Source organism: Bradyrhizobium frederickii (assembly GCF_004570865.1).
GTDB lineage: Bacteria > Pseudomonadota > Alphaproteobacteria > Rhizobiales > Xanthobacteraceae > Bradyrhizobium > Bradyrhizobium frederickii.
In genome coordinates this window covers 56,179-69,610 of the sequence record NZ_SPQS01000007.1, presented here as the reverse complement: position 1 = coordinate 69,610, position 13,432 = coordinate 56,179, and the positions used below count along the sequence as shown (strand labels likewise).

The window sequence follows — 13,432 nt, the reverse complement described above, 5'->3', positions numbered from 1 at the left end:
GGCCTCAGCCCTGGCGGCGCAGGAAGCCGGTGATTGTGACCTTGTCCCAGATCCCGGCCGCGGCGAAGGGATCGGCGCGGTTGAAGGCCTCGACCTCGCTGCGGCCGGGGGCCTCGATCAGGAACAGGCTGCCGATCATCGTCTGGCCGTCGTCGGAGACCAGCGGTCCCGACATCACGATCTTGATGCCGAAGCGCGAGGTGTCGCTCAGGAACGCCTTGTGGGCATCGTAATTGGCGAGCCGGGTCGGCAGCGCTCCGGCGCGGTCGAGGGCGTGAATGGCGAACAGCATAGGGTCTCCGTTTCTTGACTTGGTTTTGGGACGGCCGCTACGGCGGCCGTCCGGACGTGATGGGTGGACTTATTTGGCGCCGAGCTTGCCGGCGTCCTCGAAGGTCGGGCAGGTGCGCTGCTCCAGCGGCACGTCGAACGGCTGGTAATTGTCCTTGGTGATGACGGTCGGCTTCAGCACGATCTCGGCGATCACAGGCTGGTTGCGCAAGGCGCGGATCGCCATCATGGTGCCGAGGCAACCCTGGGCAAATCCGTTGTAGTCGCCGCTGGCGAGCAGCTTGCCGGACTTGATCGCGTCGATCGCCTCCTTGGTGCCGTTGATGCCGATCACCTGCGCCTTGCGATTGGCGCCGTCGAGCGCCTCGATCGCGCCGACCGCCATGGCGTCGTTGGCGGCGAGCACGCCGTCGATCTGCGAGTTCGACTGCATCAGGTTCTCCATCACCTGGAGCGCCTGGAGCCGCTGGTAGTTGCCGGGCTGTGAAGCCAGCAGTTTGGCGCCGGGGACTTCCTTCAGCGCGTCGTTGAAGCCGCGGACGCGGTCGACATTGGTCAGCGAGCCCTTGACGCCCTCGATGATGACGATGTTGCCCTTGCCGCCGAGCGTCTTCAGCAGGAAGCGCGCGGTCTCCAGGCCGAGGCTGTAATCGTCGGCGCCGACGAAGGACAGGAACTTGCCGCCCGCGGAGCGGTCGGTGATGTTGACGACCGGGATCTTGGCCTCGTTGATCTTCTCGACCCCCGGCACCATCGCCTTGTAATCGACCGGCGTGAACACGATCGCGCTCGGCTTCTTCACCACGACGTCCTCGATCTGGCTGAGCTGCTCGGGGATCGAGTCCGGCTTGGTCGGGATGTACTGAAGCGTCTTCGCGTTCAGCGTCTTCGCCATGTTGTCGGCGCCGACCCGCACCGTCTGGAAGAACGGATTGGTCTGGTTCTTGGTGAAGACGGCGATGGTCTCGCCGTCGGCACGGGCCTGTGTCGTGAACGCGGCAGCCACCAATAACGGCACTGCCAAATATCCCAGTTTCTGTTTCATGTTGCCTCCATCCCTCGTTTTGCTTGTTGGACTTCTTGGAAACTCATTGCGTGCGCCGGCGCGTCTTCATGTCGAGCCAGACCGCGAGAATGACGATGATGCCGGTCACCAGCGGCTGCCAGTTGGCGCTGACCGAGAGCAGGTTCATGCCGTTCAGCACCAGTGTCAGGATCAACGCGCCGATGAAGGTGCCGAACACGGTGCCGACGCCGCCGAACAGCGAGGTGCCGCCGATCAGCACGGCCGCGATCGCCGGCAACGTCAGGCTTTCGCCGATGTCGGCTTCGGCTGAATTGAGCCGCGACAGGAAGATGATCGAGGCGAGCCCCGCCATGAGGCCGGAGACGGCATAGACCAGCAGCAGGCGCCGCGCGACCGGAATGCCGGAGAGCCGCGCCGCGACCGGATTGGCGCCGATCGCATAGATCTCCTGGCCCCAGATCGTGCGCTGCGCGAAGAACGTGCCGATCCCGAGAAACACCAGCAGCAGATAGACCGGGATCGGAAGGCCGAACAGATAGCCGCTGCCGATCTGGCGGAAGCCGGCCGGGAAGCCGTGCAGGGTCTCGCCGGCCATGTACCAATAGGTCAGGCCGTTCAGCACCCAGAGCATGCCGTAGGTGGCGATGAAGGAGGGGATGCGGAGCGCGGTGACCATGATGCCGTTGAGCAGTCCGACGATGCCGCCGCAGGCAAGCCCGGTGAGGATGCCGAGCGCCGGCGAGCCGGTCTTGTGGATCACGGTGCCGGCGATGCAGGCGGACAGCGCCACATTGGCGCCGACGGAAAGATCGAGGCCGGCTGTCAGCACAACCAGCGTCAGTCCGGAGGCGATGAAGAAAGTCAGGCTCGCCTGGCGCAGCACGTTGAGGATGTTGCCGAGGCTGAGGAAGGAATCGCTGAGCACGGCGAGCACGGCACAAATCAGAAGCGCCGCCAGCAGGCGGTAGAACACCTGGATCGCGTCCTGCGACAGGAAGGAGCGGGGCGGCATGATCGCCTCTTTGCTGATGTCGGTCATGCGCGGCTCCTGAGACCATCGAGGAACAGCGCGACGATGACGAGGACGCCGACGCTGGCGACCTGCACCGAGGAGGGCAGCGAGATCAGGTTCAGCCCGTTGCGGAGCACGCCGACGGAGAGGACGCCGAGCAGGGTGCCGAGCAACCAGCCATTACCGCGCTCGAACGAGGTGCCGCCGACGGCGACGGCCGCGATGGCATCGAATTCGAGGCCGAGGCCGGCGGTGGGGTGACCGGAGTTCATCCGCGCGGTCATCAGGAGACCCGCGATGCCGGCCATGGCGCCGCCGATCGCGTAGACGGCGATCAACAGCCGGTTCGGCGACAGCCCGGCATAGCGCAAGGCTTCGCGGTTGCCGCCGAGCGCGAAAATGTAGGTGCCGAAGCGGGTATGATAGAGCAGGCCGTGGAACGCAGCGTAGGTGACCAGCGCCATCACGATCGGCACGGGTATGCCGACAAGCGTCGCCGAATAGATGTCGCGCACGCTGTGGGGGATGCCGACCACGCTCTGGCCGTCGCTGACGATCAGTGACAGGCCCTGCGCCATGCCGAGCGTGCCCAGCGTCGCGACGAAGGGCGGAATGCCGAGGATGGCGACCAGCCAGCCGTTGACGGTGCCGAAGGCCACGCCGACCAGCAGGCCGGCACCCAGGCCCAGCAGCATCGACTTGGTCGCGAGCGAGACGATGGCGACGCAGAGCGAGGTCAGCGTCAGCACCGCGCCCATCGACAGGTCGAGCCCCTCGGTCATGATGATCAGCGTCATCGGCAGCGCGAGCATGGTCAGAATGGTGGACTGGACCAGCACGTTGGAGAGGTTCGCGACCGACAGGAATCCGGGCGCGATCGCGCCGAACAGGGCGATGAGCAGCACCAGCACGATGGCAACGCCGGGAATGCGTTGCAGCGGATTGGGCTCTGAAGCGACTGCGGCCTCACGCATGATGCATCCCCAGTCGCACGATGTTCTCCTCGGTCAGTTCGTTGCGCGTCAGATGCCCGGCAATGCGCCCCTCGCGCATCACATAGGCGCGGTCGCAGACATGGCAGATCTCGATCTGCTCGGACGAGATCATCAGCGCCGCCGCGCCGTCGGCGACCAGGCGGTCGATCAGCGCAAAGATCTCGGACTTGGCGCCGATGTCGATGCCGCGCGTCGGCTCGTCGAAGATGAAGAGCTTCGAGCCTGCCGCCAGCCACTTGCCGATCACGACCTTCTGCTGGTTGCCGCCGGAGAGCAGGCCGACGGTCTGCCGCGCGCTCGGGGTCGCGATGCGCAGCTGCCGGATCAGGCCGTCGGCGGTGCGCTGGGCCGAGCGCTGGTCGAACAGGCCGCTTGGGAACAGCTTTCGCAGTGCAGACACCACCAGATTGTCGCTGACCGAGCGCAGCAGCGCGAGACCCTCGCTCTTGCGGCTCTCCGGGATCAGCGCGATGCCGCGGCGGGCGGCGAGGTCCGGCTCGCCGGTGATGGTCTTGCCGTCGAAGATGATCTCGCCTGACGTGATGGGATCGGCACCGAAGATGGCGCGCGCGACCTCGCTGCGGCCGGAGCCGACGAGGCCACACAGGCCGACGATCTCGCCCCGGCGCACCTCGATGTTAATGTCGGAGATGCCGGTTGGCGCGGTCAGGCCCTTGACCTCGAGCAACAGTTCGCCGGGCTTGTCGGCAAAATGGCGCGGATAGGTCGTGTCGACGTTGCGGCCGACCATCATGCGCACCAGCTGGTCCGGCGTCACGTCGGCGGGGCGAACGCCGTCGATACGCCGGCCGTCGCGCAGCACCGTAATACGATCGCCGAGCGCGAACACCTCCGCCATGCGGTGCGAGATATAGACGATGGCGACGCCGTCGGCCTTCAGCCGCGCGATCAGCGCAAACAGCAGCTCGGTCTCGCGGTCGGACAGCGCCGCGGTCGGCTCGTCCATCACGAGGATGCGGGCATCCTGGCTGATCGCCTTGGCGATCTCGACCATCTGCTGCTGGGCCACGCCGAGCTTGTCGACAGTGGTAGAGGGATCGACGTCGAAGCCGATCGTATCGAGCACGCGCCTGGCATCGGCCAAGATCTTGCGGCGGTCGATGGTGCCGGGGATGCGGCCCTTCGGCTCGCGGCCCAGGAAGATGTTCTGGGCGATGTCGAGATAGGGGACCAGCGAGAATTCCTGGAAAATCACCGCAATGCCGAGCTTCTGCGCGTCGGCGGTCGATGTAATCGCGACCTTCTCGCCCTTGTAGAAGAACTCGCCGGCATCGGCGCCATAGGCACCGCACAGCACCTTCATCAGGCTCGACTTGCCGGCGCCGTTCTCGCCCAGCAGCATGTGCACTTCGCCGGGATAGACGGCAAAGGACACATCATCCAGCGCCTTGACGCCGGGAAACTCCTTGCTGATGCCGCGCAGCTCCAGCAGCGGGGTGGGCGAGGAGACCTCGATCGGGAGCGCGTCGCTCATGCCGTCTCCTTCATGCTCTGGCTCCGCTCGCAAAGATCTTGCCGGGATTCATCAGGCCATTCGGATCGAGTGCGGTCTTGATCGACCGCATCACGTCGACGGCCTCGCCGAGCTCGTCGGTGAGATAGTCGATCTTGCCGAGCCCGATGCCGTGCTCTCCGGTGCAGCTGCCGTCCATTGCGATGGCACGGGCGACCATGCGGGCCTGCAGCGCCTTGGCGCCTTCGGCTTCCTCCGGCTTGGCCGGATCAATCAGGATCAGCATGTGAAAGTTGCCGTCGCCGACATGGCCGACGATCGGTGCGGTGAAGCCGTGCTCGTCCGCGTCCCGCCGCGTCTCGGTCAGGCATTCCGCCAGCCGCGAGATCGGCACGCAGACATCGGTGATCACCGCGCGCGCACCCGGCCGCAGGCCCAGGCCGGCATAGAGCGTGTTGTCGCGGGCGTGCCAGAGCCGGCTGCGGTCCTCCGGTGCTTTGGCCCAGGCAAAGCCATGGCCGCCATGATCGGCGGCGATCGCCTGTGCGGCCTCGGCTTGCTCGGCGACGGAGCTCTCGGAACCATGGAATTCGAAGAACAAGGTGGGTGCCTCGCGATAGCCGAGCTTGGCGTAGGCGTTGATGCCGCGCATCATAACGTCGTCGAGCAGCTCGATGCGGGCCACGGGGATCGCGGACTGGATCACGGAGATCGCGGTCTCGACAGCGTCATGCAGCGTGTCGAAGCTGCACACGGCAGCCGAGATCGCCTGCGGCACCGGATGCACCTTCAGCGTGATTTCAGTGATCACGCCGAGCGTGCCTTCCGCGCCGACGAACATGCGGGTCAGGTCATAGCCCGCTGCCGATTTCCGCGCGCGCCTGGCGGTGCGGATCACGCGGCCGTCGGCCAGCACCACCTCCAGCGCCATGACGTTGTCCTTCATGGTGCCGTAGCGCACGGCCATGGTGCCGGAGGCGCGCGTCGAGGCCATGCCGCCGATCGAAGCGTCGGCGCCGGGATCGATCGGGAAGAACAGGCCGGTATTGCGCAGCTCCGCATTGAGCTGCTTGCGGGTGATGCCGGGCTGCACCACGACGTCCATGTCGCTGTCGTGCACCGCCAGCACTCTGTTCATGCGTGCGAAGTCGAGGCAGACGCCGCCCGCGACCGCGGCCGCGTTACCTTCGAGCGAGGTGCCGGCGCCGAACGGCACGATCGGCATGGCTGCGCCGGCGCACAGCTTGACGATCTCGGCCACTTCCTGCGTCGTCTCGGGAAAGACGACGATGTCAGGCGGCAGATTGCGATAATGCGATTCGCTCTGCCCATGCTGATCGAGCACGCCGCGCGCAACGCTCGCGCGCGGGCCGATCATGCCGGTGAGGCGATCGGCCAATATGCTCGTGCTGACCTGCGGTCCCATCCTCAGCTCCCTGTCTGCCCGATCGCGGACTCTTGCGGTCCGCTGTGGTGTCGTCCGGCTTAGGCGGCTCTTGCGTTGCTCGCAACCTGCTTCAAGCCGAAATCATAGTTGAGATGAAAATACTCGCGCTCCACCATGCGACCATCCGGCGCACGGCCGGCGGGATGTCGGACGAACTCCCGGATCAGGCTGTCCTTGACGCCGAACACCACGTCGCTGTCGAGATACTGGTCGCCGGCAACGAACACGTGCGTCACGAGTTGCTCGAAACCGGGCGCCGAGATCATGAAGTGCACATGCGCCGGGCGCCAGGGATGGCGTCCCTGCGCCTCCAGCATGTCGCCGACCGGCCCGTCATGCGGGATCGGATAGGCGGCGGGCTTGATCGACCAGAAATGGAAGCGCCCGTTGGCATCGGTGTGGAAGCGGGCGCGCATTGCGAGATCGCCGATCCGGTCGAGCTGCTGCACGTCGTAATAGCCGTCATCGTCGGAGTGCCAGACGTCGACGACGGCGCCCGTCAGCGGCTTGCCGTCGACGGTCGAGACCGAACCGGTGACCAGCATCGGGTCGCCCTCCATCGGGCCGGAGATGTCGGCGCCGTTGTCCTTCTCGGGCGCGGCCTGCACGAAGAACGGCCCGAGCACGGTGGTCTCGGTCGCGCCTTCCGGCACCGGATGGTTGATGGCATCCACCAGCATGGAGACGCCGAGCGTGTCCGACAGCAGGATGAACTCCTGGCGCTTGTCGTTGCACATGTGTCCTGTGCGGGTCAGAAAGTCGATGCCGAACTCCCATTCCTTCTGGGTCGGCCGCACCTCGCGGACGAAGGCGTGAAGGTGACGCACCAGCGCTTCGCTCACCTCTTTGATCCGAGGATCGGTTGCGCCCGCGATCCGCTCCAGCACCGCATCCGTGATCGTGTTCTCGTTGAAGTTGCGCATAGGGACTCCGTGGGTCAGAGTTCTGGCTCGCCGAGGCCGGACAGCCGCTCGAGATGCTTGACGGTGGCGATGAAGTCGGTGTCGCCGTCGCCTTGGGCGACCAGCGAGCCATAGGTCTCGCGCACTTGCGCGGCGAGCTGAAGCGGCACGCCGACGGCGTGGCCGGCACCTAAGATCAGGTCGAGATCCTTGGCCATCTGCTTGCAGGAGAAGGTCGATGCGAAATCGCGCGTCCTGAGCGGCGCGGTCTTGTACTTCACCATCGGCGAGGCAACCGCGCTGTCGTCCAGCACCTTCAGGATGTCCGGCCAGGCGATGCCGCCTTTGCGCGCCAGCGCGAGGCTCTCTGCCATCATCGCGGCCGAGACCGCGATCATCAGATTGACCGAGAGTTTTGCGTAGCGCGCTTCTTCAGCGGGCCCAAGATAGGTCTGCGCGCGAGTGAAGGCCGCGAACAGGGGCTGGAGTTTCTCGAACGCGTCCTTGGGGCCGGAGACGAAGCAGGTCAGCGCGCCGGTGTGGACGATGCTGGCGTTGCCGGAGACCGGCGAACGCAGATAGGCGATGCCGCGCGCCTGAGCTGCCGCTGCAATTTCAGTTGAAGCGTCGACGCTGACGGTGCTGGTCTCGATCAGGACGGCACCCCGTGCCATCGCGGTGATAAGGCCAGCGGGGCCGAGCAGCGCGCCGCGCAGCGCGACGTCGTCGGGCAGGGAGGTGATGACCGCGGTCTTGCCGCTCACGGCCTCGGCAGGGGAAGCGGCAATCGAAATGCCCTGTGCGCGCGCCTCATTGAGCCGCGACGTGCTCCGATCGAACGCGGTGACGGCGTAGCCGGCTTTGGCAACGAGCACCGACATCGGCAGGCCCATCTTGCCGATCCCGATGAAAGCGATGTTCCTTGAGCTGTCTGTCATTATTGTTGTCCGTTGGCGCTGCTAGGCAGCGCGTCCTTGTCGTTCGATGTCCTGCACCAGCCGCCGGCCGGATTGCGCCAGCAGCTCCTTCTTGGTCTCCAGCCCCTCGACCAGCAGTCGGCCGTTCCGCTTCTTCCAGGCGCCGCCGATCATCACGGCCTCGATATTGGCAAGGCTTGTCTGCATCACGACGGTGGCGACGGGATCATGCACCGGATGGAGATTGAGGTCGGAGGCGTTGATGATGACGAGGTCGGCGAGCTTGCCCGGCGTCAGCGATCCGATCTGGTGCTCGCGGCCGAGCATGCGGGCGCCTTCCGTCGTGATCCAGCGCAGCGCCTCGCGCACAGGAATCGTGGTCGTCGCCGGAATGGTGCCGCTGGTCTTGCGCGAATCGGCATTGTCGAGCGCGCGCTGCATCGACAGCGCGATGCGGGCGGCCGAGAAGAGGTCGCCGGCCAAAACGGATTCGAGATCGATGCCGATCGTCGGGCGGACGCCGCGCTTGAGCAGCCGTCCGGTGATCGGGAAGCCGTGGCCCTGGATCATCTCGTTCTCCGGCGTCACCGAGAAGGACACGCCGAGATCGACGAGACGATCGAGCAGATCGTCAGGCAGATCGTTGCCATGGACGATGTTGATGCCGGAGCCGACGAGGCCGGCCTCGATCAGCCTGTCCCAGCCGCCCGGGGTCTTGGCCGGACCGCCGCCCTGGTGCATGGATGCGATCAGCTTGTGCTCACGCGCCAGACGGAAATCCTGCATGGCGACGTCGAGCGTGGAATAATGTGGGCCGAGAATGGCGAGCCCGAGCGTGACGAGGCCGTCGCGGTCGGCGAGGGGGCCCGCCAGCAGCCGCTCGACCTCGCGGCGCGGATGCGGCACTTCCGAGAAATGCGGCTCGCCCGGCTTCGGCTCCGGCTTGCGCGAGCCGTGGAAGAAAGCGGCGCGGATGCCGCTCTCGATCAGGCCGCGCACAGCCGCGTCGGTGTGATCGGGCGTCGGATTGTTGTGGCACCAGTCGACCAGCGTGGTGACGCCGTGGTTGATCTGGTTCAGCGCGCCGACCAGCGTTGCGATATGGATATCGTCGGGCCGGAACACGGTGGCCAGGCCCGCATGCATGCGGCGGAAATATTCCAGCAGCGTCCAGTTCGCGGCAAAGCCGCGCAAGCCTGTTTGCCAGGTGTGCATATGCGCGTTGATCAGGCCGGGGATGACGATGCGGCCCTTGCCGTCAATGATCTCCGTGTCCGCCGCGATGTCGATCGTCGGCCGCACGTCGGCGATGCGGCTGCCCTCGACCAGCACGTCGCCGGTTGCGAGGTCGCCGATCGCGTCATCCATACTGATGATCGTCGCGGATCTGATCAGCGTGCGCGGCATCGTTTCAAGCCGCCGCTTTGACGGCGACCGGCGGCTCGCCGGCCCAGGCGCGTGCGATCAGGTCGCCAATGGCGTTTCGGTCGAGCGGGCGCGGATTCCAGTAGGCATTCGTCACCGCGAGATCGGCCGCCTTGTCGATGCCGCCTTCGGGCATGCCGATTTCGCGCAGCGCCAGCTTCGCGCCCAGCCGCTTGGCGAGATCGTAGAGACCTTGCGGTGCGTCAGCCGCGCCGATCGCGCGCGAGATGCGTGTCATCGCCTCGGGCACGGCCGGGGCGTTGTAGGCCAGCGCATGCGGCAGCACGATGGTGTGGGTCTCGGCATGCGGCAGGTCGAAGGTGCCGCCGAGCGTATGGCAGAGCTTGTGATGCAGCGCCATGCCGACGGTGCCGAGACAGACGCCGCACAGCCAGGCGCCATAGAGCGCTTCGGTGCGGGCCTCGCGGTCGCTGCTTTTCGCGGCGATGGCGGGCAGGGCGCTTGCCAGCGCGCGGATGCCTTCCTCGGCCATCAGCGACGTCACCGGATTGGCGTCGCGCGCATACAGCGCTTCCACCGCATGCGCGATCGCGTTGATGCCGGATGTTGCGGCCAGATTCGCCGGCAGCGTCAGGGTCAGATCGACATCGTAGATCACGGTCTCGGGCAGGATCGCCGCATCGCGCACCGTGGTCTTCAGGCCGTTCTCGGTCTGGCCGACGATCGGCGTCATCTCGGAGCCGGCATAGGTGGTGGGAATGCAGAGCTGGTTGACGCCGGTGCGCAAGGCCAGCGCCTTGCCGAGGCCCGTGGTCGAGCCGCCGCCGAGCGAGACGACGCAGTCGGCCTCGCACGCCGTCATCGCCGCGAGCGCGCGCTCGGTGACCTCGACCGGCGTGTGCATGGTGGCACCGGGAAAGATGCCGGCATAGAGCGGGCCGAGCGCTGCCCCCAGGCTCTTGCCCTGCGCCTCCTGCTGCGGCGTCGTCAGCACCAGCGCGCGCTTGCCGCCGAGCCGTTCGACCTCGGCCTTGGCGCTCGCCAGCGTTCCGCTGCCGAACACGACGCGGCAAGGCAGGTTTTCGAAGGTGAACGAACCGATCATGCGCCGGTCTCTTTGATGGGATAATCGACCTGGAAGCGACCGATCCGCAAGTCGCCCAATGCTTCGCGTACCCGCAGATGTTCCGGATGGTTGGCGTAGGCGCTGAGCGCCGTCTGGTCGGTGAATTCGGAGAACAGCACGACGTCGCAGGCGTAGTCGACCGCGCTGACGTCGATGCCGACCTCGATGTGGGTGAGGCCGTCGATCCGGCCCTTGAGGCCCTCGAACAGGGTCTTGACCTTGAGCCGGGCGGCGGAGCGCTCCTCGGGGGTCTCCCCGCGCAGCCGCCACATCACGATGTGCCTGATCGGGCCCGACATTTCCTGATTTCCTCGCCTGTATCGCGCTTTGTTGGCACCATTTTGCCTTGCAGAAATCGGAAATAAAGGCCAAAAATTGTAAGTCTCTTTTCCTGATTTCGCAAAAATGGATCGGCTGCTTCAACTCGAGGTCTTCTCCAAAACCGCTGAGCTCGGCAGCCTTTCCAAAGCTGCCGAGATCCTGCGGATGTCGAACGCGGCTGCGAGCCGTCATCTCAGTGCGCTGGAGGAGCGGCTTGCGGTCCGGCTGATCGAGCGCAACACGCGCCGGCAATGGCTGACCGAGGCAGGGCAGGAGCTATTGCAACGCTGCGGCCCGCTGCTGAACGAACTCGCCGAAGCCGAGGACGCCGTCTCCGACCGTGCGCTGTCGCCGAAGGGCATGCTGCGCGTCACCTCCTCGCTGTCCTTCGCGATGATCTACCTCGCGCCGATGTTGCCCGCCTTCCGCGCGCTCTATCCCAATCTCAACGTGCAGATCATCAGCGCAAACCGCTATCCGGACTTCATCGAAGCCGGCATTGACGTCGCGATCCGCACGCGCGAGCACGAGCCGGATTCCAACATCATCGTCCGCCGCATCGGCCAGATGCACCGCGTGCTCGCGGCGGCTCCGTCCTATCTGGAGAAGCATGGCCAGCCCGAGCATCCCGCCGATCTCGCCCGTCACGACATGCTGGTCTACAATCTCGCCAACGACCCCTATTCGCTGCGGCTGAGCCAGGGCAGCACGACGCAGACGGTGCGGATCGCGCCGACGCTCGACAGCAATGACGGCCAGATCATTTGCGGCGCGGCGCGTGCAGGGCTCGGCATCCTGATCCAACCGCTCTATATCGTGCAGGGCGATATCGCGGCCGGCCGGCTGGTGCCGGTCCTGAGGGACTGGCAGCTGCCGCTGCTCACCATGAACATCGCCTACCAGAACCGCGTCAGGCTGCCGGCCAAGATCCGGGTCTTCTCGGACTTCCTGGTCAGCCACATCCGCGAGCATTCGGAGCCGGGGATCTGGATCGACGCGGCGAAGTGAGCGGGAAGCATCCATGTATCTCGGCATCGATCTCGGCACCTCCGCAGTCAAGACCGTTCTCGTCGACGACGCCCAGCGCGTGATTGCAAGCGCGAGCCGGCCGCTGTCGATCGCCTCGCCGCGGCCGGGTCATTCCGAGCAGGATCCCGCGCAATGGATCGAGGCGACCTTCGCCACGCTGGATGCCCTGAAGGCGAGCCATGCCGGCGCGCTGGCGGCGGTCGAAGGCATCGGGCTGTCCGGCCAGATGCACGGCGCCACGCTGCTCGATGCGAGCCTGAGACCCTTGCGGCCTTGCATCCTCTGGAACGACGGCCGCGCCGCCGCGGAGTGCCGTATCCTGGAGCAGCGCTGGCCCGCCTTGCGCGCGACGACGGGCAACAAGGCGATGCCGGGATTCACCGCGCCAAAGCTGCTCTGGATCGCGACGCACGAGGCTGACATCTTTGCGGCGACCAAGCTCGTGCTGCTGCCAAAGGCCTATCTGCGCCTGGTGCTATCGGGCGAGGCCGTCGAAGACGTCTCGGATGCATCGGGATCGCTGTGGCTCGACGCCGCGCGCCGGGACTGGTCGGACGCCGCACTGGCCGCGACCGGCCTGACGCGCGAGCACATGCCGCGTCTGGTCGAGGGCTGCGCGCCCGCCGCAAGGCTGCGCGGTGAGCTCGTGCGGCGCTGGGGCATGACAAAGCAGCCGGTGATCGCGGGCGGTGCCGGCGACAATCCGGCGGGCGCCGTCGGCATCGGCGCGATCCAGCCGGGAACCGCGTTCGTATCTTTGGGGACGTCGGGTGCGCTGCTTGCACCGACCGCCACGATCGCCGCCAATCCGGACCGCGCGGTGCATACGTTCTGCCATGCCATTCCCGGCATGTGGATTCAGGCCGGCGCGATCCTGTCGGCCGCCTCGTGCCTCGCCTGGGCCGCGCGCCTGTTCGGCGTCGCCGAGGCCGAGTTGCTGGCACCGCTGGGATCGCGCCCGCAGGCTCCGTCGCCGGTGAGCTTCCTGCCTTATCTCGCGGGCGAGCGGACGCCGCACGACGACCCCGTTGTGCGCGGCATGCTCGATGGCTTGAGCCATGGCACCGATCGCACCGCGATCGTGCAGGCGGTGCTCGAAGGCGTTGCCTTCGCGCTGGCCGATTGCCGCGACGCGCTCGCGGATGCGGGCATTGTGATTGCGGAAGCCGACGCCATCGGCGGCGGATCGCGCTCGCCATTCTGGCTCTCGGTTCTCGCAAACGTGCTGAATGTTCCGATCCATCGCTTTGCCGGCGGCGAGACCGGCGCGGCGTTCGGTGCGGCGAGATTGGGGCGACTTGCTGGCACGGGTGAGGCGATCGCCGTCGTGTGCACGCGGCCGCAGCGCATCGAGACGTTCGAACCTGACGCCGGGCTGACGGATGCCTATGCCGAGCGGCTTCCCGCCTGGCGCGAACTGTATCGGCCGCGCCACTAGCTGGCCCAATCTGGTTTGCATACTTCGGTATACTCGCCTTCGGTATTGCCCTGCGTCACCCGCTTTT

13 protein-coding genes are annotated in these 13,432 nt (G+C 66.3%); 2 read left to right on the top strand and 11 right to left on the bottom strand.

Features of this window, described 5'->3' with window-relative positions; translation table 11 throughout:
- Window positions 1-4: 4 nt before the first annotated feature.
- The 11 genes from E4K64_RS13905 to E4K64_RS13855 form a co-directional block, all read right to left on the bottom strand.
- Entirely contained in the window at window positions 5-292 is a 288-nt protein-coding gene (locus E4K64_RS13905) for a YciI family protein (RefSeq protein ID WP_135164023.1), read from the bottom strand.
- 69 nt (window positions 293-361) lie between these two features.
- Window positions 362-1,336 carry a sugar ABC transporter substrate-binding protein gene (locus tag E4K64_RS13900; protein WP_135164022.1) on the bottom strand — a complete coding sequence of 325 codons (975 nt, stop codon included), beginning with the start codon at window positions 1,334-1,336 and terminating at the stop codon, window positions 362-364.
- Between the two features lie 43 nt (window positions 1,337-1,379).
- The gene (locus tag E4K64_RS13895) at window positions 1,380-2,357 is read right to left on the bottom strand and encodes an ABC transporter permease (RefSeq protein WP_126255960.1); all 978 of its coding nucleotides are present in this window, start codon (window positions 2,355-2,357) and stop codon (window positions 1,380-1,382) included.
- Window positions 2,354-3,304 (bottom strand): ABC transporter permease, encoded by a 951-nt coding sequence (locus E4K64_RS13890; RefSeq protein WP_135164021.1) that lies wholly within the window; start codon window positions 3,302-3,304, stop codon window positions 2,354-2,356. Before E4K64_RS13890 ends, E4K64_RS13895 begins: the two co-directional genes overlap by 4 nt.
- Window positions 3,297-4,820 carry a sugar ABC transporter ATP-binding protein gene (locus tag E4K64_RS13885; RefSeq protein ID WP_135164020.1) on the bottom strand — a complete coding sequence of 508 codons (1,524 nt, stop codon included), beginning with the start codon at window positions 4,818-4,820 and terminating at the stop codon, window positions 3,297-3,299. The genes E4K64_RS13890 and E4K64_RS13885 overlap by 8 nt, the downstream gene beginning before the upstream one ends.
- Window positions 4,821-4,830: 10 nt before the next feature.
- On the bottom strand, window positions 4,831-6,225 hold the full coding sequence (locus tag E4K64_RS13880; protein ID WP_135164019.1) for an FAD-linked oxidase C-terminal domain-containing protein: 1,395 nt from the start codon (window positions 6,223-6,225) through the stop codon (window positions 4,831-4,833).
- Between the two features lie 59 nt (window positions 6,226-6,284).
- Window positions 6,285-7,169, bottom strand: a complete 885-nt coding sequence (locus E4K64_RS13875; RefSeq protein WP_135164018.1) for an intradiol ring-cleavage dioxygenase — start codon at window positions 7,167-7,169, stop codon at window positions 6,285-6,287.
- Between the two features lie 14 nt (window positions 7,170-7,183).
- Window positions 7,184-8,086: an NAD(P)-dependent oxidoreductase gene (locus E4K64_RS13870; protein ID WP_135164017.1), complete on the bottom strand. Its 903-nt coding sequence runs from the start codon at window positions 8,084-8,086 to the stop codon at window positions 7,184-7,186.
- 21 nt (window positions 8,087-8,107) lie between these two features.
- A complete protein-coding gene (locus E4K64_RS13865) occupies window positions 8,108-9,472 on the bottom strand; it encodes an amidohydrolase family protein (RefSeq protein ID WP_135164016.1) in 1,365 nt (454 codons plus the stop codon).
- 4 nt (window positions 9,473-9,476) lie between these two features.
- The gene (locus E4K64_RS13860) at window positions 9,477-10,556 is read right to left on the bottom strand and encodes a maleylacetate reductase (protein ID WP_135164015.1); all 1,080 of its coding nucleotides are present in this window, start codon (window positions 10,554-10,556) and stop codon (window positions 9,477-9,479) included.
- Window positions 10,553-10,876 carry a Dabb family protein gene (locus E4K64_RS13855; protein ID WP_126255952.1) on the bottom strand — a complete coding sequence of 108 codons (324 nt, stop codon included), beginning with the start codon at window positions 10,874-10,876 and terminating at the stop codon, window positions 10,553-10,555. Before E4K64_RS13855 ends, E4K64_RS13860 begins: the two co-directional genes overlap by 4 nt.
- Before the next feature lie 106 nt (window positions 10,877-10,982).
- Here E4K64_RS13855 and E4K64_RS13850 point away from each other — a divergent pair, with 106 nt between their 5' ends.
- The gene (locus E4K64_RS13850; protein WP_135164014.1) at window positions 10,983-11,906 is read left to right on the top strand and encodes a LysR family transcriptional regulator; all 924 of its coding nucleotides are present in this window, start codon (window positions 10,983-10,985) and stop codon (window positions 11,904-11,906) included.
- Between the two features lie 13 nt (window positions 11,907-11,919).
- Window positions 11,920-13,365, top strand: coding sequence for a xylulokinase (gene xylB, locus E4K64_RS13845; RefSeq protein ID WP_135164013.1), 1,446 nt, complete (start codon window positions 11,920-11,922; stop codon window positions 13,363-13,365).
- Window positions 13,366-13,432: the final 67 nt, after the last annotated feature.